The 21,049-nt window shown below is 74.7% G+C and carries 15 protein-coding genes and 1 pseudogene; 8 read left to right on the top strand and 8 right to left on the bottom strand.

Annotation, left to right across the window (positions count from 1 at the left end):
- The first annotated feature begins 5 nt into the window (after positions 1–5).
- Complete coding sequence (locus AMK27_RS02000; protein WP_079188143.1) at positions 6–1,628, top strand: mucoidy inhibitor MuiA family protein; 1,623 nt, start codon at positions 6–8, stop codon at positions 1,626–1,628.
- A gap of 65 nt (positions 1,629–1,693) precedes the next feature.
- On the opposite strand, the pseudogene AMK27_RS44440 reads toward AMK27_RS02000, so the two are convergent.
- Positions 1,694–1,852, bottom strand: a pseudogene (locus tag AMK27_RS44440) (hypothetical protein); the annotation flags it as partial.
- Between the two features lie 34 nt (positions 1,853–1,886).
- Positions 1,887–2,342, bottom strand: coding sequence for a Fur family transcriptional regulator (locus tag AMK27_RS01990; protein ID WP_073902279.1), 456 nt, complete (start codon positions 2,340–2,342; stop codon positions 1,887–1,889).
- Between the two features lie 248 nt (positions 2,343–2,590).
- On the opposite strand from AMK27_RS01990, the gene katG reads away from it, so the two are divergent.
- Positions 2,591–4,780, top strand: a complete 2,190-nt coding sequence (gene katG / locus AMK27_RS01985) for a catalase/peroxidase HPI (protein ID WP_073902278.1) — start codon at positions 2,591–2,593, stop codon at positions 4,778–4,780.
- Between the two features lie 79 nt (positions 4,781–4,859).
- Here the strand turns inward: katG and AMK27_RS01980 are convergent, their stop codons facing one another.
- The 6 genes from AMK27_RS01980 to AMK27_RS01955 form a co-directional block, all read right to left on the bottom strand.
- On the bottom strand, positions 4,860–5,444 hold the full coding sequence (locus tag AMK27_RS01980) for a GAF domain-containing protein (RefSeq protein ID WP_073902277.1): 585 nt from the start codon (positions 5,442–5,444) through the stop codon (positions 4,860–4,862).
- A gap of 25 nt (positions 5,445–5,469) precedes the next feature.
- Positions 5,470–6,315 carry a S8 family peptidase gene (locus tag AMK27_RS01975; protein ID WP_073902276.1) on the bottom strand — a complete coding sequence of 282 codons (846 nt, stop codon included), beginning with the start codon at positions 6,313–6,315 and terminating at the stop codon, positions 5,470–5,472.
- Positions 6,312–9,479: an adenylate/guanylate cyclase domain-containing protein gene (locus AMK27_RS01970; RefSeq protein WP_241847274.1), complete on the bottom strand. Its 3,168-nt coding sequence runs from the start codon at positions 9,477–9,479 to the stop codon at positions 6,312–6,314. Before AMK27_RS01970 ends, AMK27_RS01975 begins: the two co-directional genes overlap by 4 nt.
- 246 nt (positions 9,480–9,725) lie before the next feature.
- Positions 9,726–9,944 carry an aroma-sacti cluster domain-containing protein gene (locus AMK27_RS01965; RefSeq protein ID WP_073902274.1) on the bottom strand — a complete coding sequence of 73 codons (219 nt, stop codon included), beginning with the start codon at positions 9,942–9,944 and terminating at the stop codon, positions 9,726–9,728.
- Positions 9,941–10,696: an iron-containing redox enzyme family protein gene (locus AMK27_RS01960; protein WP_107425457.1), complete on the bottom strand. Its 756-nt coding sequence runs from the start codon at positions 10,694–10,696 to the stop codon at positions 9,941–9,943. Before AMK27_RS01960 ends, AMK27_RS01965 begins: the two co-directional genes overlap by 4 nt.
- Positions 10,693–11,880: a radical SAM protein gene (locus tag AMK27_RS01955; protein ID WP_073902273.1), complete on the bottom strand. Its 1,188-nt coding sequence runs from the start codon at positions 11,878–11,880 to the stop codon at positions 10,693–10,695. The genes AMK27_RS01960 and AMK27_RS01955 overlap by 4 nt, the downstream gene beginning before the upstream one ends.
- Positions 11,881–12,623: 743 nt before the next feature.
- Here AMK27_RS01955 and AMK27_RS01950 point away from each other — a divergent pair.
- The 6 genes from AMK27_RS01950 to AMK27_RS01925 are packed head-to-tail and all read left to right on the top strand — an operon-like array spanning position 12,624 to position 20,900.
- The gene (locus AMK27_RS01950) at positions 12,624–13,829 is read left to right on the top strand and encodes a glycosyltransferase (protein ID WP_073902272.1); all 1,206 of its coding nucleotides are present in this window, start codon (positions 12,624–12,626) and stop codon (positions 13,827–13,829) included.
- Positions 13,801–14,835 (top strand): DUF6895 family protein, encoded by a 1,035-nt coding sequence (locus AMK27_RS01945; protein WP_241847273.1) that lies wholly within the window; start codon positions 13,801–13,803, stop codon positions 14,833–14,835. The genes AMK27_RS01950 and AMK27_RS01945 overlap by 29 nt, the downstream gene beginning before the upstream one ends.
- 20 nt (positions 14,836–14,855) lie before the next feature.
- Positions 14,856–16,070: a radical SAM protein gene (locus AMK27_RS01940; protein ID WP_073903818.1), complete on the top strand. Its 1,215-nt coding sequence runs from the start codon at positions 14,856–14,858 to the stop codon at positions 16,068–16,070.
- A 2-nt stretch (positions 16,071–16,072) separates the two neighbouring features.
- On the top strand, positions 16,073–17,032 hold the full coding sequence (locus AMK27_RS01935; RefSeq protein ID WP_073902271.1) for a DUF6895 family protein: 960 nt from the start codon (positions 16,073–16,075) through the stop codon (positions 17,030–17,032).
- Positions 17,029–18,573 (top strand): MFS transporter, encoded by a 1,545-nt coding sequence (locus AMK27_RS01930; protein WP_079188141.1) that lies wholly within the window; start codon positions 17,029–17,031, stop codon positions 18,571–18,573. The genes AMK27_RS01935 and AMK27_RS01930 overlap by 4 nt, the downstream gene beginning before the upstream one ends.
- Entirely contained in the window at positions 18,570–20,900 is a 2,331-nt protein-coding gene (locus AMK27_RS01925; RefSeq protein WP_073902270.1) for a prolyl oligopeptidase family serine peptidase, read from the top strand. The genes AMK27_RS01930 and AMK27_RS01925 overlap by 4 nt, the downstream gene beginning before the upstream one ends.
- Positions 20,901–21,049 lie beyond the last annotated feature (149 nt).

Here is a 21,049-nt window from a genome sequence, read left to right as displayed (position 1 = left end):
ACACCATGTCCACCGCCTCGAAGACGAGCGCCGGCGACGGCACGGTCGTGCCGTCGTCCCGCGTGCCCGCTGCCCCCCTCCCCGTCACCGCCGCTCCGGTCACGGCCGTCACCTGCCTGGAGGACCGCGCCCTCGTCGAGCGCGCCGTCGCACTGGACCTGGCGGGCGGGGTCCAGCGGCTGCGGCTCGGCCCGGTCAGCGCGCTGGCCGTCGACCGCACCCTCCATGCCGAGTTGACCTCCGGTCAGTCGGCCACCGTGCTCGACGTGCGCGTCGTCCGCAGGTGGGAGCCGCGCGCGCCCCGGCCGCCGGCCGCCGACGACTCCGCGCTGCGCCACCGCGTCCACGCCCTCGACGAGGAGCGCCGGGCCCTGGAGCAGCGGCGCGAGCGGCTCCGGAGCCGCCTCGACGTGCTCGGCCGCCTCGCCGCCGACGTCCTGCGGGACATCGGCGAGGGTGCCGGTTCCGGGGAGGCCGAAGGGCCGCGCTGGACCCGCGAACTGGACCGGGTCGACGCCGAGCGCGCCACCTACGGCGACCGACTCCGTACGACTGAGGCCCGGTTGTCCGCCCTGGCCGCCGAACTCGACGAGGTCCGGCGGGCCATGGACACCACCGAGGACGAACCGGCCGAGCTGCTGGCCCATGTCGAGCTGACCGTGGAGGCCGCGGCAGCGGGTCCGGTCGGGCTGCGCCTGACCCACCTCGTCCCGTGCGCGCTGTGGCGGCCCGCGTACCGGGCCGTGCTCGACGGCGGCTCCGTGAGCCTGGAGACCGATGCCGTGGTCTGGCAGCGCACGGGCGAGGACTGGACCGGCGTCGACCTGACGCTGTCGACCGCCAGGTCGGCGCTGGCCACCGAGCCGCCGTCGCTCGGCGAGGACCGGCTGACGCTCAAGGACCGCACGGCGGCGGAGCGGCGCACGGTCGACGTCGAGCTGCGCGAGGAGGACATCGGCGACCTGGGGCCGGTCCCGGTCCTCGGACTGCCCGGTGTGGACGACGGCGGCGAGACACGGGTGCTGCACGCCCCCGCCCCGGTCTCCGTGCCGTCGGACGGCCGGGCGCACCGGGTGCGGCTCTCCGTCTTCCGGGCGGCGGCCGGCAGCGAGTACGCCTGCTCGCCCGAGGTGTCTCCGCTGGTCACCCAAGTGGTCCGGTTCGACAACCGGTCCGGGCACGTGCTGCTCGCCGGACCCGTCGACCTGATCCGGGGCAGCGGCTTCACCGGCCGGGGCACGCTCGGGTTCACCACCCCCGGCGCCCCGGTCGAGCTCGCCTTCGGCAGCCGCGACGACCACCGGGTGGTCCGGGAGACCGAGGAGACCCGGGAGACCGCCGGGCTCACCCAGCGGACGGTGGTGACCCGCACGGTCCGGCTGCACGTGTCCCGGTTCTCGGCGCCCGGGGAGTCGGACGACCGGGTGGTCGTGCTCAGGGAGCGGATCCCGGTCTCGGAGGTCTCGGCGGTGGAGGTACGGCTCCGCAAGGAGGCCTGCTCACCGGCGCCCGACGGGGTCGACGCCGAGGGCATCGCCCGCTGGGACGTCACCCTGCCGCCCGGCGGCCGGCGCACGGTCACCCTGGTGTACGAACTGTCGGCGGGCTCCAAGGTCGCCGGGCTCTGACGGGGCCGCGACGGCACGGCGGCCCAGGAGCGGAGGGGCGAGGCGCTCGGCGAGGCACGAGGGCCGAGGGCCGAGGCGCGAGGGCCGAGGGCCGAGGCGCGAGGGCCGAGGGCCGAGGCGCGAGGGCCGAGGGCCGAGGCGCGAGGGCCGAGGGCCGAGGCGCGAGGGCCGAGGGCCGAGGGGCGAGGGCCGAGGGCCGAGGGGCGACAGGCGACAGGCGACAGGCGACAGGCGACAGGCCGGGGGCGACGGCCGCGGTCACCTCGGGGCGTTCGGCGCGCCCGGCCCCCGGCCCGGAGCGCACTCCGGGCACAGTCCCCAGTAGGTGACCTCCGCCTCGGCCACCGTGAAGCCGAACCGGTCCTCGGCCGGGAGGGCGGCCAGCGCGGCGACCGGGTCGCCGGTCGGGTGGACGTCCCGGACGGTGCCGCAGCCGGAGCACACCAGGTGCTGGTGCGGGCGGTGCGCGTTCGGGTCGTACCGCTTCGCCCTGCCGTGCACGGAGACCTCCACGACCTCGCCGAGCCGGCCCAGTTCCCCCAGGATGTTGTAGACGGTCGCCCGGGAGATCTCCGGCAGCCGCTCCGCCGCGCGGGCGTGCACCTCGTCCGCCGTGAGGTGGACGTGCTCGCCGTCGAGGACCTCGGCGACGACGCGCCGCTGCGAGGTCATCCGCCAGCCGCGCCCCCGCAGCCGCTCCAGCAGGTCGCTCATAGGATTTCACCTTTCTCGCACGAATTACGTGACCGGTCATTCCTTCGGCCGCCGAACCGGCCCGTGGACGCCTTTTCGGATTCCGCCCGCTTGTTACGCGCAGGAGCCCTGCGTGTTCTCTTAGCAGTGCGGTCCCCAGTGCGCGACCATACGGACGCCGAGTCGCCGTGCTCGACACCTGAAAAGCAGACGACGTCAGCAGCATGCGGCCGGCAGACGGAAACATCGCGACAGGAAGAAGGACGTACGTGTCCGGCAGCGACAGCGAGAACCCGGCAATCCCCTCCCCGGCCCCGAAGGAGACGCGTCCCAGGACGAACCGGGACTGGTGGCCGAACCAGCTGGACCTCACGGTCCTCCACCAGCACTCGCCCCAGGCCAGTCCGATGGACGAGGGCTTCGACTACGCGGCGGAGTTCGCGACCCTGGACGTCGACGCGCTGAAGCAGGACGTCTTCGAGGTGATGACGGCCTCGCAGGACTGGTGGCCGGCCGACTACGGCCACTACGGGCCGCTCTTCATCCGGATGAGCTGGCACGCGGCGGGGACGTACCGCATCGAGGACGGCCGGGGCGGCGGCGGTTCCGGCGCGCAGCGGTTCGCGCCGCTCAACAGCTGGCCGGACAACGCGAGCCTCGACAAGGCACGCCGGCTGCTCTGGCCGGTGAAGCAGAAGTACGGCCGGAAGATCTCCTGGGCCGATCTCCTGGTTTTCGCCGGTAACTGCGCCATGGAATCCATGGGATTCAAGACCTTCGGATTCGGTTTCGGCCGCGAGGACATCTGGGAGCCCGAGGAGGTCTTCTGGGGTCCCGAGGACACCTGGCTCGGAGACGAGCGGTACAGCGGCGACCGGGAACTCGGCGGTCCTTTCGGTGCCGTGCAGATGGGCCTGATCTACGTCAATCCGGAAGGCCCCAACGGAAATCCGGATCCCGTCGCCGCCGCCCGCGACATTCGCGAGACGTTCGGCCGCATGGCGATGAACGACGAGGAGACCGCCGCGCTGATCATCGGCGGCCACACCTTCGGCAAGTGCCACGGCGCGGTCGACCCCACGTGCATCGGTCCCGAGCCGGAGGCCGCTCCCCTCGAGCAGCAGGCCATCGGCTGGCGCAACACGTGCGGCAGCGGCAAGGGCGCCGACGCGCTCACGAGCGGCCTGGAGGGCGCGTGGACCACCGCGCCGACGCGGTGGGACAACGGCTTCCTGGACAACCTCTTCCGGTACGACTGGGAGCTGACGACGAGCCCGGCCGGCGCCCAGCAGTGGACCCCGAAGGACCCCGCGGCCCAGGGCACCGTGCCCGACGCCCACGATCCGTCGAAGCGGCACGCCCCGATCATGCTGACGACGGACCTCTCGCTGAAGCTCGACCCCGTCTACGGGCCGATCGCGAAGCGCTTCCACGAGAACCCCGACCAGCTCGCGGACGCCTTCGCCCGCGCCTGGTACAAGCTCCTGCACCGCGACATGGGGCCCGTCTCGCGGTACCTCGGGCCGTGGATCCCCGAGCAGCAGCTGTGGCAGGACCCCGTTCCCGCCGTCGAGCACGCGCTGGTCGCGGACGCGGACGTCGCCGGCCTCAAGCGCCGGATCCTCGACTCGGGCCTCACCGTCTCCCGGCTGGCGACCACGGCGTGGGCGGCGGCGGCGAGCTTCCGCGGCACGGACAAGCGCGGCGGCGCCAACGGCGCGCGGATCCGGCTCGCGCCGCAGAAGGACTGGGAGTCCAACGCCCTTCCCGAGGTGACCGAGACGGTGGCGGCCCTCGACCGGATCGGGCGGGAGTTCAACGACGCCCAGTCCGGCGGAGTGCGGATCTCGCTCGCCGACATGATCGTCCTGGGCGGCTGCGCGGCCGTCGAGCAGGCCGCGCGGAACGCGGGCCACGACATCACGGTCCCGTTCTCGCCGGGGCGCACGGACGCCTCGCAGGAGCAGACCGACGTGGAGTCGTTCGCCGTGCTCGAACCGCGGGCGGACGGGTTCCGCAACTACCTCCGGGCGGGCGAGAAGCTGTCGCCGGAGACCCTGCTCCTGGACCGCGCGAACCTGTTGACGCTGACGGCGCCCGAGATGACGGTCCTCGTCGGCGGCATGCGGGCGCTGGACACCGGCTTCCGCGGGTCGAAGCACGGGGTGTTCACCGACCGGCCGGAGTCGCTGACCAACGACTTCTTCGTGAACCTGCTGGACATGGGCACGGAGTGGAAGCCGTCGACGGCCACCGAGAACGTCTACGAGGGGCGGGACCGCGACACGGGCGAGGTCCGGTGGACGGCCACCGCCGCCGACCTCGTCTTCGGCTCGAACTCCCAGCTCCGCGCGCTGTCGGAGGTCTACGGGTCCCGGGACGCGGGCGAGAAGTTCGTCCGTGACTTCGTGGCGGCGTGGAACAAGGTGATGGACCTGGACCGGTTCGACCTCTCCTGACGTCGCCCGCGTCCGCCCCGGCCGCCTCCCCGGCGGCCGGGGCGGACGCGGTCCGGCCTCCCGCGCGGCCGCCGGGTTCTCACTCCTCCAGGAGGCGGCGGGCCTCCCCGAGGAGGCGCAGGAGTTCCGCCCGCGCGGGGTCCTCGGGAGCGGCGGGCTCCGCCCCGCGGGGCGCGTGGGTGGTGAGGACGTGCAGGGCGACGGCGGCCTGCCGGGCGAAGAGGCTCAGCAGGTCGAGCTCGGACAGGCTGGACCGGGCCTGCGGAGACGGGTCGAGGACCTCGAGGACGCCGAGGACGCGGTCCCCGTGCACGAGCGGCGCGGCCATCAGGGCGTTCGGCACGAAGCCGGTGGACTGGGCGACGTCCCGGTCGAAGGACGTACTGTCGTGGAGGTCGTCGACGACCATCGGCTCGCCCGAGGCGGCGACCCAGCCTGCGATCCCCCGGCCGGCCGGGAACCGCCGGCCCACCAGGAACTCCTGCCCCTGCCCGGAGACGGCCTCGAAGACGAGCTCGTCCGCCGCCGCCTCCAGGAGCAGGATGGAGCTCGCCTCCGCGCCGAAGATGGCGCGGGCGGTGTCCACGACCGACTGCAGAAGCTCCGCCATGGCCGGATCGGGACGGGGTGCGGAGGGGACGGCGGGGGCGATCGTCTGAGCCATGGGGGTTCCCTTCCGGCGCCGGTCGTTACCGGCTGCCGTGGACACGGACGTTGGCGGCGGACAGGTACAGGGCGTTCTTCAGCTGGAACGGCGTCAGGCGCGGCCGGCTCGACAGGATCCGCGCGCAGAGCCCGGCGACGAACGGGGTGGCGAAGCTGTTGCCGGAGGTACGGATCGACGTACCGCCGAGCCAGGCCACCTGCACCCGCTGGCCCGGGGCGAAGAACTCCACCGGCGGGTCGGGGTTGTAGAGGTGGAGGTCGGGGTCGTCCTCCTGGTGGCTGCCGACCGAGATCACCGAGGAGAAGCGCCAGGGAAAGCTCTCCACGTGGGTGTTGTGCGCGGAGGCGACGATCACGGTCTGCTGGAAGTACGCCTCGTCGGCCAGCCTGCGCAGGTCCTCCACGAAGCGGTCGCGGCTGGTGGAGAGGCTGAGGTTCACGACGTCGAAGCGCTGGCGGACGGCCCAGCGGATCCCTTCGAGGAGGATGTCCCCGCTGCCGGAGAACCGCTCGCCGAGCACACGGACGCTGGACAGCTCGCAGTCCGGGGCGGTGCGGCGGATGATCCCGGCGCAGGCGGTGCCGTGACCGCAGGCGTCGCCCTCGTCGGTCTCCTCGACGTGGACGCCGTCGTCGTCCTTGAAGACCCGCCAGGACCGGTCGACGGGGCCGACCATGGGGTGGTCCCGTTCCACGCCGGAGTCGACCACGCAGACGCGGACGCCGCGCCCCGTCCCCCCGAGCAGACCGCCCTCGGGCGGCTCGGGCGGGTGGTCGGCCTCCACGGGTACGTCGTCGGGGCCGCGGCCCCGGAGGCCCCAGGTGAGTCCGGGGGCGGGAGCGGGGGCCGGTCGCTGGCCGGTGGTCATCGCTGGGCGTCCTTTCCTGTTCCGTCGGCCGCCGCCCCGACGGAAGCGGTCCCGTCGGTCCGGTGGCCCTGGCAGCGCAGGACGACGGCCTCCGCCTCGCGGGCGGCGGGCAGGTGGCCCTTGGCGGCGAAGCTCCACCGGGCGCGTACCGCCGCCTCCGCCGCGTCCTTCGTGTGCCCCAGCGCCAGGGCGGTACGGGCCGCGTCGAGCGCGGCGAGGCCCTGGACGATGGGCGAGTCGGTACGGACGGCGGTGGCGAGCGCCCGGTCCGCCAGGCGGGTGGCGGTCGCGGCCTCCCCCCGTACGGCGGCGATCCGGGCGCGCAGTCCGTCGAGGTCGGCCGATTCGGCGCGGGGCCGGGCCGCTTCGGACTGCCCCGCCGTCGGTTCGAGTGCGGCGAGGGTGCCGTGCGCGGTGCGCCAGTCGCCGAGGTCGAGCCGGATGCGGGTGGCGTCGAGGAGGGCGCTGCGCAGGAGTCCGGTGGCGCCGAGCGCCCGCGCGGCGGCCGCGGCCCGCTCCAGGCCGGCGAGGGCCTCCTCACGGCGGCCCGCCAGCTCGTCGACGGTGGCGGTGAACAGGGGCAGGAAGGCGTCGGTCTCGGCGTAGCCGAGCCGCTGGGCGAGCTGTTCGGCCTCCGCGAGGCAGGCGCGCGCGCCGTCCTGGTCGTCGTGGAGGGCGAGGACCACGGACAGCGGGCAGTTGAGCGTCAGCCGCACGGCCCGGCGGCCCGCCCCCTGCTCGGCGAGCAGCGCGCGGCAGCGGGTCACGGCGTCCACGACCGGAAGGGGCCCGCGCCAGAGGGAGACCCCCATGGCCCCGAGGGCGGCGGCCCGCTCCGGTTCGGCATCGGCCCGTACGGCATGGCCGAGGGCCCGGTCGAGCAGCCGCTCGGCCTCCCGGTGCCGGCCCTGCTCCTGGGCGTGCTGGGCGAGCCGCAGGCAGGCCCGCGCCTGGCCGAACTCATCGCCGGCGGCGGCGAAGACGGGCAGCGTGGCGGCCGCGGCCTCGGCCGGCGACTCACCCCCGGGGCCTTCGGCGGGTGCCTCCGCCGTGCGGCGGTCCGTCCCCGCCCCACGGGGGTCCGACCGGCCGCCCGCCGGGCCTCCCGCCGACGCCAGGCCGAGCCGGGCGTGCGCGGCCTCCACCGCGTCGCCGCCGGGGCCGTCCGCCGGAACGTCGCCGAGGACCTCTTCGAGCAGCGCCCGGCCCTCCGCCACGCGGCCGAGGTCGAGCAGCGTCTGGCCGAGTCGCCGTCGCGTGGCCGCGCTGCCCGGCTCGCCCGCCGCGTACCGGTCCGTGGCCCTGCCCAGCAGGTCGGCGGCCCATACGGGGTCGGCGTGGGCCAGCGCGAGACGACCGCCCTCCGCAAGGGCGTCGGCGGCGCGTCGCCGCAGCCCGTCGGTGTGCGCGTCCTGGGCGCCGAGCTCGACGCGGTAGCGGTACGCCTGCTCCAGATGGGCCCCGACCGCGGCGCTGCCGCGCTGCCGGACCGTGTCGAGGCGGGCCGCGCGCTCGTGCCGGTCGGCGCGGTCCTGCTTGGACTGGCTGGTGTGGACGACCTCCTGGATCAGCCCTCCGGCGAAGCGGAACGCCCGGCCGTCCGGCCTGATGAGACGGTGCCGGACGAGCCGGTGGAGGGTGGTGCGCAGCTCGGGCTCGGTCCACGCCTCGGCGGGATGTCCGGCGAGCGCCGTGAGTTCGTCGGCGGTGAAGTCGCCGCCGAGGACGGACGCCAGGCCGAGGGCCTGCTGTTCGGGCGGTTCGAGCGCGTCGATCCGAGCGCCGATCAGGGCCTGGAGGGGCAGCGGGACGCTGTCCGCGTCGACGGGGTTCCCCGCGACGAGCAGCTGCTCCAGATGCAGCGGGTTCCCGCCGACCCGCGCCAGGACCCGCGGGGCGAGCGGCGCGCCGTCGGCCGGCCGCCCCGTGAGCTCGGCGGCGAGGAGTTGCGCCTCGGTGTCGGAGAGGCCGCCGAGGAGGACGGCGCTGGGGGCCAGTTCGGGCCGCGCGTCGAACAGCTGGGGCCGGGTGAGCAGGACGATCAGCACGGCCGCGTCGGTCAGGGCGCGCAGGAGCCGGTCGAGGGCGTCGAAGAGCGGCTGCGCGGCCCAGTGGCAGTCGTCGACGACCAGCACGACGGGCTGGTCCCCGGACAGCTCGGCGAGCACCCTGGCGAGTGCGGCGCAGGTGTCCGCCGGGGAGGGGTTGGGGGTCCCGTCGAGGAGCAGGCCTTGGTGGAGCAGATCGAGTTCGGGGGACGGCACGGCGCCGCCGGCGCTCTCGAGCAGCCCCGCCACGGCGTCGGCGAGCGCCCCCAGACTGGGCTGCTCGCCCCGGGCCCGGCAGCGGCCGACGCCGTACCGGGGGGCGGTGGCGGGGAGCGGGGAGAGCGGCGGTGCGCCTCCGTCCGTCGGGCGCGTGGCTGCCGTGCCCGCGTCTGTCATGCGGTGGAGCCACTCCCGTACCAGCCGGGTCTTCCCCTGGCCCGCCTCTCCGACCACCACCAGGCGGTCGACGCTCCCCGTGCGCGCCACCCGGCCCAGCACCTCCTCCATCAGCGCCAGTTCGCTCCCCCGGCCGACGAAGCCGATGTCGAAGCGGCGGAGGGCCTCCGGTCCGTCCTCCTCGTCCAGGGCCATCAGGCGGTGCGCCGCCACCCGTTCGCTCTTGCCCTTGAGGAGGAGGGGGCCGGTCTCCGTCGTCCGGATGCCGGGCCCGGCCGCCGCGAGGGTGTCGGGACCCAGCAGGATCTCCCCGGCGGCGGCGTTCTGCTCCAGGCGGGCGGCCACGTTCACCACCTCGCCCGAGACCATCGCCTGCCGCTGCGTGGCCGAACCGGTCACCGCCTGACCGGTGTTGATGCCGATCCTCATCTCGAGGCGTACCCCCACGGCCTCCTCCAGGCGGGCGTTGAACCCGGCGAGCGCCTCCCGCATCGCCAGGGCGGCGGACGCCGCCCGCCGTGCGTCGTCCTCACGGACCGTCGGTACGCCGAAGACCGCCATCACGGCGTCCCCGATGAACTTCTCCACGGTGCCGCCCTGCTCCTCGATCCGCAGGCGCATCAGGTCGAACCAGCGGAGCGTCACCGAGCGCAGCGTCTCGGCGTCCAGCGCCCCGGAGAGCGCGGTGGAGCCCACCAGGTCGCAGAAGAGGACCGTCACGACCTTGCGGCCCGTCGGCCTGGCCGAGGCCGGCCCCGGAGCGCACGGGCTGCCGCAGGACGGGCAGAACCGGGCTCCGGGCGGCGGGGCACTCCCGCACGAGGCGCAGGGCATGGGTTCCTCCGGGGGCGGGGGACGGTGGACGGGGGGATGTGAGGTACGAGAGGTCGGCAGGGGGACGGGGGACGGGGGGCGGCGAGGGGCGGGGGTGGCAAGGGGCGCCGCCCGGGCGGCGGTGGGCCCGGGTCAGAACAGCGCGCCGCCCGCCACGTCCGCGTGGGCCTGGACCTCGGGGGCCGCCGCGTCGAGCCGGCCCCTGATGTCGACCAGCAGGGCCAGCTCGTCCGGCGTCAAGGCCCGTACGACGTCCTGCTGTTCCTCACTCAGGGCGTCCACGTTGAAGCCCGCGGCGGCGAGTGCCTCCAGGGTGGGCTCCGGGCCGTGCGGGGTCGCGTGGTCGGTCACGGGTGTCCTCCGTTGTCCTCGGCGAGGGAAAGGAACAGGCGGGTGAGCAGGTTCGCCGTGTGCAGCGCGCTGACCGCGACGGCCGTCTGCCGGGCCGGGCTCGGCGCGAGCGCGTCGAACACCCGGTACAGGTCGTCCAGGTGGCCGCCGTCGAGCTCCGCGTGCTCCCTGAGCGTGCGGAAGGCGCCGGCCGGCAGCCCGGTGACCTCGGCGAGGCGGTCCGCGAGCCGGGGCCCGGGGGCGTTGCCCTCCAGGACGGCGATGTAGCCGAGCAGGGCCACGGGGTGCTCGTGTTCGATCCGGTAGTACTGCGCCCCGGCGAGTTCCACGACGATCGGGTGCGGCACGGCCGCGGGTCCCGCACCCGCTGCTGCCAGGTCGTCGAGCAGCCAGGCGTCGTGGTCGCGCTCCTCCTCGGCGTGGCGGAGGCAGTACGCGGCCAGGCGCCGCGCGGCCGGGTCGTCGGGCTCGGCGGCGCACCGCTCGGCCGCCCGCAGGAGAAGCGGCACCGAGGCCCGTACGAGCCGATGCATGGCGGTCAGATAGCGCACGTACCGCTCGCGGAGGCCGTCCGGCCGCCAGAGCGCGGCGGTCGCGGCCCTCAGGACGGGGGCGGTGGGTGTGAGTTTGGTGCGGAGCGCCAGGGATGCGGTGACCGTGGCGGTGGCGGTGCCCGCCGCCGGGACTGTGCGGGTCTCGGGGGCTGCGGCTCCTGCTGTGGCTACTGCTGCGGCTGTGGCTGTGGCGTTCATCGACTGCTCCTCGCCTCTGCGGTTGGCGGCGCCTGGGTGAGTCGGGGCTCCTTCGTGGGCACGGGTTCCTCTCCGGGCGGCGGCTCGACCAGGTGCGCGTAGCGCGCGCACCCCATGCGCCGTACCAGGGCCGCGGGTCCAGCCGCGCGCTGCTGCGCCGTGGTGAGCCGGTCGAGGAGTTCGCCGACGCGACCGCCCGCGTCCCGGGCCGCGCCCTCCAGGACGCTCGGGCGGTCGCCGAGCGCGTGGCAGCTGCGGCAGTAGCCGGCCGGCGCGGGCGCGGTCTCGTAGCGGGCGTGCAGCCGCCGCGGGCCGACCGCGCGCAGCATCCGCAGCACCGGGGAGCCGAGGGAACGCTCGCGGACGGTCGGCCAGTCGTCCTCGGCGATGTGTCCGAGCCGCAGGTGCGGGGGCACGGGCCGCCGGTCGACGGTCCACTGGTTGCAGCAGGCCGCCACCGTTCCGTCGAAGGCGACGACGGGCCAGGCCGCGAGGGCGCAGGGCGCCGCCACGTCGTCGTCCGGGCCCGGCGGTGTCGGCCGGACGAGGCCGGCGGCGCGGCCGAGCGGCCGCACCTCGTTGACCAGCATCGGCATCCGGGCGCCGAAGACACGGCGGACGTCCGCGACGACGTCGGCCAGGTACGGGTCGCCGGAGTCCGCGCCGGTCTCCGGCCCGGGGCCCTCGCCCGTGCCGGTGCCGGTGCCGGTTCCCGTGAGGTGGATGCTGGCGGGGATCCCGGCGTCGAGTACGGCGCGGAGGGCGCGCAGGACGTCCGCGCGCGGGACCTCGCGCTCGTGGTGGACGTCCAGGCTCGCAGAGAAGTGGTCCAGAGCGGTGATCGTCCGCATGATCCGGTCGGGGACGCGTCCCCCGCGGGCGAAGAACATCCCGCTGAGCAGGGCCACCCGGGACCCCTTCGCCTGCGCGAGACCGGCCACGCGGGCGGCCAGCTCCGGGAGGAGCAGCGGTTCGCCGCCGGTCAGCATGACCACCTCGGGACGGTCCTCGACACCGAACGAGTCGATGAATCGCAGGAGTTGCCGCTGGTCGGGCTCCTCCGACGCCGTCATGGACGAGGCCGTGGAGCAGTGCGCGCAGCTCATGGGGCAGCGGCGGGTGAGGGCCACGAGGAGACCGCCGCAGGGCACCGGCCGCAGGCCGATGAGCTCCGCCAGGTCCATGTCCGTCTCCTCCTCGTCGGGTTCGCTCCGCGCCCGGTCCCCCGGCGGGTTCCCCCGGAGGTCGCCGCCGACGTGCTGTCAGGACACCGTCGGCCCGCACTCGTCCCGCGCGCGGAGCGTTCCCGGATCGTGCCCCCGGGCGGCAGACTTCCGGTTCACGAACGCCTGGTGAACGGTTAAGTCCCAGGTCCCGCAGGGTGCGGCGGGCACCGGACGGGTGCGGGGAAGAGCGCGGCCGGGCCGCGGGCGGCCGGGTCCCGCGGTCCGGCTCGGGCATCGGCCCACGTCACGAAGGTGTGGCGGGTCCGCTCCGGTGACGTATACCGGCGTCGAACCGACGGCCAGGCGTTCCCATACCCGCCGTTCGTACGTTCTTCTCAGCCGGCGCAGCGACGCCGTCAAACGAGGAGGACGAACATGCCCGAGAACACGAACCCGAAGCCGGTCGAGGACGAGGACATCGAGGTCGTGGCGCACGGGGAGGCCGAGGAGGACGAGGCCGGCTGCATCATCAACAACTCCAGCGACATCTCCTGACGCGACTCGTCTCGTCCTGAGTACCTCGCGGGCCACCCGGTTCCCGGCGCATCACGCCAGGACCGGGGGGCCCGCGGCCACTCACGGGCCCGCGCACCGTCACCCTGCGCTCTCCGGCCCGATCCCCTCCGCACGTCACCCACCGCCGACTGCTCTCCACCCTCCGTCTTCCATCGCCCGCCCGACCCCGAGGGAGCGCGCTCGTCGTGAAGATCCTGCTCTGCCCGCTCAGCGACGGCGGCTACCTCTACCCGGCGCTCGCGGCCGGCCGCGAGCTGCGCCGCCGCGGCCATCACGTCAGCGTCCTCGCCAGGTCCTCCGCAGGCCCCGTCGTGGCCGAGGCAGGGCTGCCGTGCGCGGTGGCCGAGGACTTCGGCGGCCACCGGGCGTTCTCCGCCACGTGGTGGGGGAAGACCGGTGCCGCCCAGTACCGGGCGGTCCTGCGCGCGGCCCGGGCGGCGAGGGCCGATCTGCTCGTCACCTCGGTGCTGTGCAACGGCGCGCTGCTCGCCGCCGAGGCCCTGGACATCCCGGTGGCGGTGGTCGGGCTCTCGGTCCATCTGTGGGACTACCGGAGCGGCGGCGACGGGGAGCCGCACCTGGGCAGGACCCGGGAGAGCCGGACCCTCGACAGCCTGGACCTCCATGCCGCCACACGGGAGGAGGTCGGCCTGGCCGGGCGCGCGCCCCGCTGGGCGCACGATCCGCTCCTCGGCGACGCGCTGCTGCTCCGCGGGGATCCGGCGCTGGAGCATCCGGGGGCGGAACTCCCCGAGCGGGTGGCTCACGTGGGGCCGCTGTCCTGGGAACCCGCGCCCCGTCAGGGCGAGTGGGAGGCTGTCGAGGAGCACGTGGGGAGGACGGGCGGGGGGAAGCCCGTCGTCTACGTCCATCTCGGCCGCTTCTTCGGCGGCCGGACGCTCTGGCCGCGGCTCAACGAGGCGTTCACCGGCGGACCGTTCCAGGCGGTGGTCGAGCAGGGCCGGTCCACCGACCCCGCGCCCGCCCCTGAGGCCGACATCCTGCTCGTACGGAAGCCCTGGATGGGACCGCTCGTCGACGCGGCCGACCTGGTGCTGGCCAACGGCACGTCGGCCCCGGTCCTTTCGGCGCTCCTGCGCGGCCGCCCTCTGGTGCTCTCGCCCAACGGGTCCGAGCAGCCGCTGCTCACCGGCGCCTGCGTACGGGCCGGCGTGGCCGTGCGCGATCCGAAGACCCCGTCCGTGGACCTGTCGGCGCTGCTGGAGTCGGTGTCGCGCGACGAAGGACTGCGGAGCCGAGCCCGCGCGCTCGGCGACAGGCTGGCCGCGGCGGACGGCGCGGCCCGCGCGGCCGACATCGTCGAGCGGGTGGCTCAGGCATCCGCGATCCCGAAGGAGAACCATGAGTACGCGATCAGTCGGCCTCGATGAGGCCGTGGCGAGTCTGTCCATGGGTGCGCGGCACTGGATCGCGCGGCACGCGGGGTACCTCGACTCCCCCGCCGGGCACGCCGAACTGCCGGTGACGCCGCGCGTCAAGGCGCTCCTGCAGCTCGCGCTGCTCTGCCGCTACTGGGGAGAGTCCGCCCCGGCGGAGACCGCCCTGGGCGAGGCGGCCTCGATCGTCGAACAGGCCTGGCAGCGACCGGACTTCCGGCGTCTCCTGACCCTCGACGGCCGGTACGCACGGCAGTTCGAGCTGATGTACGCGGCACTGGCACCGGCCGGAACCGCCACCGGGGCCTCCCGCGCCGTCCTCGCACGGCTGAAGGGCGACGGCTATCTCGCGCCGGGCCGCAAGGCCCCGTACCTCCACCTGGAGGCGAGGTTCTACGCCGATCTCGCGGGGGCGGAGCACACGTTCGCCTCGTACGACGAGCTGTACGCGGCCAGCCTGCCCGCCCGGGCCGCCACCCTGCCGGTGGCCGACCTGGACGCCTGTGTGGTCACCCACACCGTCTTCTACCTCAGCGACTTCGGCCTCCGCGATCCCGGCCTGACCGACGAGGCCCGCGAGCAGGCCCTGCAGGTCGTCGAGCGGCTCACCCACCACTGCCTGGGCCTCGGCGAATGGGACCTCGTCGGCAAGCTCGTGCTCGCGCAGCACTGCCTCGGCGCGGATCCCCTCGGTACGCCCTCCGGGGCGGCCGGCATCCGGATGCTGGCCGAGGTCCAGGAGGCCGACGGGGCGATCCCCGGGAAGTCCGTGGTCAGGCGCGCCCCGGCGGACGCGACGCCCGTGCAGTACTTCCGGAAGTCGTACCAGGCGACCCTCGTCACCGCGCTCACGACGCTGATCGTCGGCAGCGGCCGGACGGCCGCGCCCGGCGGGCCCGTCGCGCGCTCCACCTCCGCCGCGGGAACCGCAGGAGCCGCAGGAGCCGCGGGAACCACAGGAACCACGGGAAAGACGGCCGTACGGGAGGCGACACGGTGAGCATCGACCAAGCGACGGGCATCGACCGGCAGCCGGCGCCCGCCGTCCCGGCCGGGACCGACCTCGCCTCCTCCGGCGCGCGGCTCCTCCGGGGCGAGCGCACCTGGTGGTTCCTCGGTCCGGGCGGCGTCGCCCGGCTCGCCGACCGCCATGTCACCCCCGACGGGAGCCTGCGTCCCGAGGCCGAGCAGCGGCTGCGGGAGAGCGGCATGCTCACCCCCGCCACGGTCCGCGCCTACGCCCTGACCGTCCTCACCAGCACCCACTGCAACCTCGGCTGCGGCTACTGCTTCCAGAACACGGCGCAGGACCTGGCGGGCGGGAGCCGGCCGCCGCGGATCGCCCGCACCCGGCTCACCTCGGAGACGATCACCTCGATCCTCGGGTTCACCGAGCGCCGCATGGCCGCGGTGGGACTGGAGAAGCTCAGGATCCTCCTCTTCGGCGGCGAGCCCCTCCTCAACCCTCGTGGGTGTCTCGAACTCCTGGAGCGGGCCGCGGACATCGCTCCCACCTCGGCCTGGATGATCTCCAACGCCACCCTGCTCACCCCGTCCCTCGCCCGTCGGCTCCACGACCGCGGCCTGACCTCCGTGCAGGTCACCTTCGACGGCGACCGTGACGACCACGACCGGATCCGGGTCGGCAGGGCGGACGGCAGCGGCACCTTCGACAAGATCGTCCGCAACATCGTGAAGGCCACCGAGGCCACACCGCTGCGGTGGACCCTGCGGGTCAACGTCTCCCAGGAGACCTTCCACGGGGTCGACGCGCTGATCGACCGGCTGGCGGGCGCGCTCGACCCCGCGCGCTGCACGCTGTACTTCGCCCGCATCGGCGACGTCGGCGTCGGGTACGCCAACAGCCTCCTGCACACCGGCGAGCTCTCCGCCGCCTTCACCCGCTGGCAGCGCAGGGCCCTGGAACTCGGCTTCGCCGTGAACCGCCCCGGCGGCCGGAAGACCTGCGTCACCTGCGGCCACACCGACGGCCGGTACGGCGCGGTCGTGAGCGCGGACGGCACCCTGGCCAGCTGCTGGGAGACCGCGGGCAAACCCGACTGGGAGGTCGGCACGGTCACCGACGGCTACCTGCCGAGCGCCGAGACCGCCGACCGGTGGATCGCCTGCCAGGACCTCTACAGCTACGACGAGGACGCCCGGACGCTCGCCAGGTTCCGCGACACCGTCGACACGGCCCTGCTCGACCATCTGCACGAGACGGGGCGCCTGTAGCCATGCCTCCCTCACTCCTGGAGCAGCTCTCCGCCGGCGCGCTGGACTGGCTGGGCGGGAACCTCGACCACTTCGACCCGTTCGCCACGGCCGCCGGGTCGGACACCCGGTCGACACCGCAGGCGAAGGCCAAGGCCGCACTGGAGCTGGGGCTGCTCTGCCATCGCGCGGCGCGGCCGGACGGCTCCGCCCCGGACCCGCTGGGCGGAGCGGCCGCACTCGTACGGAAGCTCTGGCAGGACCCGGACTTCCCGCGGCTCTTCGACGGCAGTCCCGTGTACGCCTCCACGTACCGGCTGGTCTACGCCGCGCTCGCGCCCGACGGGATCGACACCACGCAGTGCCGTGAGGCCCTCGCCCGGCTGGACCCCGACTTCCTCTCACCGGGCGGGAAGTCGCCGTACCTGCGCATCGAGATCCGCTACTACGCGGACAAGGCGGGCGTCCGCCACACCATCGAACCGTACGCCGCACTCCTCCCGCGGAGCCCTCTCCTCGCCCACCCCGCCGACGGCCCCGCGGTCGCGGCCGGGACCGCGGGGGGCGCGGTGCGGCCGCTCACCGTCCCGCAGGCGTACGCGCTGACCCACACCGCCTTCTACCTCGGCGACTTCGGCCGCGCCGAGCCCCGGCTCACCGGAGCCGGCCTGGACCACGCCCGGGACCTCACCCACCGGATGCTGCTCCACTGCGTCGCGCACGAGCTCTGGGACCTGGCGGCGGAGCTCGTCCTCACCCAGTTCGTCCTGGGCGAGGACCCCCTCCGTACGCCCTCGGGAGCGGCGGCCGTGGAGTGCCTGGCGCGCGCCCAGCGGGCCGACGGGGCGATCCCCGGGAGGTCGGCCGAGCTCAGGGCCGGGCCGGGTGCCACAGCCGGCGAGTTCTTCCGGAAGGCGTACCACACGACTCTGGTGACGGCCCTCATGGCGTCGATCGTCTCGTCACCGAGGGAGGTCTCATGACACCGCGCCTCACACTGATCAACCGCGACTACACCCGCCTCTGGTTCGGCCAGGCCGTCTCGTCCGTCGGAGACGCCGTCTTCAGTACCACCCTGGTGCTGTGGGTGGCGACCGTGCTGGCGAAGGACGAGTCGTGGGCGCCGATGGCGGTCAGCGGGGTGCTGATGGCGTCCAGCGTCGCCGTCCTGGGCATCGGACCCCTCGCGGGCGTGTTCGTCGACCGCTGGGACAAGCTCGCCACCCTGCTCCGCACCGAGGTGGTGCGCGGGGCGCTCGTGGTGGTGCTGACGGCCGTCTCCTTCCTGCCGGTCGACGCGCTCCCGGCAGGTGTCTGGCTCGCCCTCGTCTATGTGACCGTCCTCCTGCTGCACGCGGCCGGCCAGTTCTTCTCTCCGGCACGCTTCGCGATCCTGGCCGACCTCGTGAAGGGGGACGCCAACCGCGCCCGGGCCGCCGGCATCGGCCAGGCGACCGGCGAGACCGCGTGGATCATCGGCCCTCCGCTCGCGGCTCCGCTGCTGTTCGCCGCCGGCATCCAATGGGCCCTGCTCTTCAACGCGTTGTCCTACGCGGTGTCGTACGTGGCGATCCGGTCCATCGACCTGCCCGCGCCGGCCACGACGGCCGGCGGCGGGAGGCCCGCTTCCGGGTCCGCTCCGGAGGACGCGAAGCCGGCGCCGCAGAAGCCCAGCCTCGGCCGCGAGTTCGCGGAGGGGGTGCGGTTCTTCGCGCGCAGCAGGTTCCTGGTCGTACTGCTTCTGCTCGCCGTCATCGGGCAGTTCGGGCTCGGCGCGCTGAGCACCCTGAACGTCTTCTTCACCACCGGCAACCTCAACGCCGACGCCCATCTCTACGGGTACATCGGCATGGCGATGGGAGTGGGCGGCATCGCGGGCGCGTTGAGCGGGGGCCGGGTCGTGCAGTGGCTCGGCGCGCGCCGGAGCACCTGGATCAGCCTGCTGGTGAGCGGCACCCTGCTGATCGCCTACTCCCGGCAGACGACCTTCCTCGGCGGCATCGCGCTGCTCTTCGTCTTCACCGTTCCGCTGACCGTCCTCAACACCGCGATGGCACCGCTGCTGCTCGCGGCGGCTCCCCCGGACCTCAGGGGACGGGTGATGGCGGTGTTCTACCCGGTGACGAAACTGGCGTCGATGCTCGCCGCGGTCCTGTCCGGCTGGCTGGCCGGCTCGGTGCTGACGGACGTCGCGGGCTCGTTCGGCGGTGTCAGGTTCGGTCCCATCGACACGATCTTCGCGGTGTCCGGAGCGATCGTCGTCCTGTCGGGTGTCTTCGCGTGGCTGGCGCTGCCCGGCACGGGGAGCGCGGAGAAGGAGCCGGGCGAGGACGCCGCCGGAGGTCCCGGGGAACCGGCTGCGAAGGGCGCGGGGGAACCCGTCGGGGAGGCTACGGAGGCGGAGGATGCCACGGTCGGTGGGACCGCCGCCGAGCCGGCCGTCGCGCTCACGGCCGACGTCACCTCTCCGGCCGGATCCCGAGGCCACCGTCCGCCCGATCACGAACGAGGGAGACCGGAGTGACCACCGACGCCCGACGGACACGGCGCCCGTACCCGCACGCCGAGCGGCAGGACGTCGTCCAGGAACTCCACGGGGTGCGTGTCCCGGACCCGTACCGCTGGCTGGAGAACGCCGAGACCGCCGAGACGCGCCGCTGGAGCGCCGAGCAGGAGGCCCTGTACGCCGCGGAACGGACCGCCCTGCCCGGTCTGGAGCAGTGGGAGGCGGCGGTCTCGGCGCTCGGCGACGGCGATCGTGTCCGGTCGCCCAAGGTCCGCGGCGGCAGGGTGTTCTGGCTGCGGCAGGAGGCCGGCCAGGAGCACCCGGTCCTGGTGGTGGCGGACGCCGGAACGGGGACGTCTGCTTCTGCTTCTGCTTCTGCTTCTGCTTCTGCTTCTGCTTCTGCTTCTGCTTCTGCTTCGGAGCGCGTACTGCTCGATCCCAGCGTCCTCGATCCGTCCGGCCGTACCGTCCTCGACGCCTGGGAGCCCTCCGTGGAGGGCGATCTGGTGGCCTGCCAGGTGTCCCGGAACGGCACGGAGGACTCGCTGCTCCGGGTGATCGACGTGGCCACCGGCGAGGTCGTGGACGGGCCGTTGGACCGGGTGCGGAAGTCGTCGGTGGGCTGGCTTCCCGGCGGCGGGGCGTTCTACTACGTCCGGCAGCTGGACCCCCGGCTGAACCCCGGGGAGGAGCGCTACCACCGCCGCGTCTGCCTGCACCGGGTCGGCACGTCACCGGAGACGGACGCCGTGGTCTTCGGCGAGGGGCGGGACAAGACCCAGTTCTACAGCGTCTCCGTGACCGAGGACGGCCGCTGGCTCGCCATCACGGCCACGCTCGGCACCGGCCGCGGGACCGACGTCCACCTGGCCGACCTGTCGGCCGCGCCGCTCGACCGTCCGCTGCTGCGGCCGGTCCAGGAGGGCATGGGGGCGGCGACCAGGCTGCATGCCGTGCCCGGTACGGGCCCGGCGGACCGGGTGTGGCTCCGCACCGACCGCGGCGCGGCGCGCGGTCGCATCGTCGCCTGTCGGCCGGACGAGGTCCACCTGGGCCCGGACGCCTGGCACGAGGTCGTCCCCGAACGGCCGGACGCGGTGCTCACCCACCTGGTCGTGCTCGCGGGTCCCGAGCTCAAGAACCCGCTCGGCCTGGCCGCCTGGACCCGCGACACCGTGGCCGAGGTGACGTTGCACGATCTGGTGGAGGGCCGGCAGGTGGCCACGGTGCCGCTCCCCGGAACCGGCGCGGTCGGCGATTTCACGGCCGTGGCGTCGGGTGGTCACGAGGCGTGGTTCGCGTACACGGACTTCGTCACGCCGGTGCGCGTCCTCCGCTTCGACGCGCGTACGCACCGCCTGACCCGCTGGGAACGGGACGGGGGTGCCCATGCGCCGGGCGATCCGGACAGCCCGGCGACCGACGGTCGGGCGGCCGACGGCCGGGCGGTGGGTGGTCCGGCGGCGGGCCGTCCGGGGACGGGCGGCGCGGTGACCCGCCAGGTCGCGTTCCCGTCGCGGGACGGGACGACGGTCCGGATGTTCGTCATCTCCCCCGGCGGGCGGCCGGACCGGCCGCGCCCGGTACTGCTCACGGGGTACGGCGGCTTCGGCCGCACGATGTCGCCCCGCTACCGGGCGCAGGTCCTGGCCTGGGTCGGGGCGGGCGGGGTGTTCGCCTGGGCGGGCCTTCGCGGCGGCGGCGAGGAGGGCGAGGCGTGGCACCGGGCCGGGAGCGGCGCGCACAAGCAGAACACCTTCGACGACTTCGCCGCGGCGGCCGACCGGCTGATCGAGGCGGGCTGGACCGAGCCGGGCCGGATCGCCATCATGGGCGGCTCCAACGGCGGGCTGCTGGTCGGAGCGGCCCTCACGCAGGAGCCGGAGAAGTACGCCGCCGTGGTGTGCTCGTCCCCGCTCCTGGACATGGTCCGCTACGAACTGTCCGGCCTCGGCCCGAGTTGGACGCCGGAGTACGGCAGCGCCCAGGACCCGGCGCGGCTGCCGGTGCTTCTCGGCTACTCGCCGTACCACCGGGTCGTGCCCGGGACCGCGTACCCGGCGGTGCTGCTGACCGCCGCGGACGGCGACACCCGCACCGACCCGCTGCACGCCCGCAAGATGTGCGCCGCGCTCCAGCACGCCACGTCGGGCACCGGCCCGGTCCTGCTGCGGCTCGAGCACGGAGTCGGCCACGGGGAACGGTCCGCGTCCCGCGCGGCGGCACTCCAGGCCGAGTGCCTGGCCTTCCTGGCATCCCACGTGGGCCTACCGGCTCCGGGCTCGGCTCCGGGCTCGGCTCCGGGCTCGGCTCCGGGCTCCGCCGCGGGTGCTCCGCCGCGGTGACCGCCGGCGCCGGCGCGTCACGGCCTCGACGCGTCGGCGCCGCGCCAGGCGGGCGCCGCTTGGTGGGCCGTGCTTGGTGCGCCGTGCTCGGGGGCGGCGCCCGGTGAGGTCGCGCTCGGTGGAGTCGCGCTCGGTGGCGGGCCCGGCCC

Source organism: Streptomyces sp. CB02009 (assembly GCF_001905825.1).
Lineage (GTDB): Bacteria > Actinomycetota > Actinomycetes > Streptomycetales > Streptomycetaceae > Streptomyces.
Note: the sequence above shows the minus strand (reverse complement) of the source record. Positions and strands in the feature narration are given on the sequence as shown.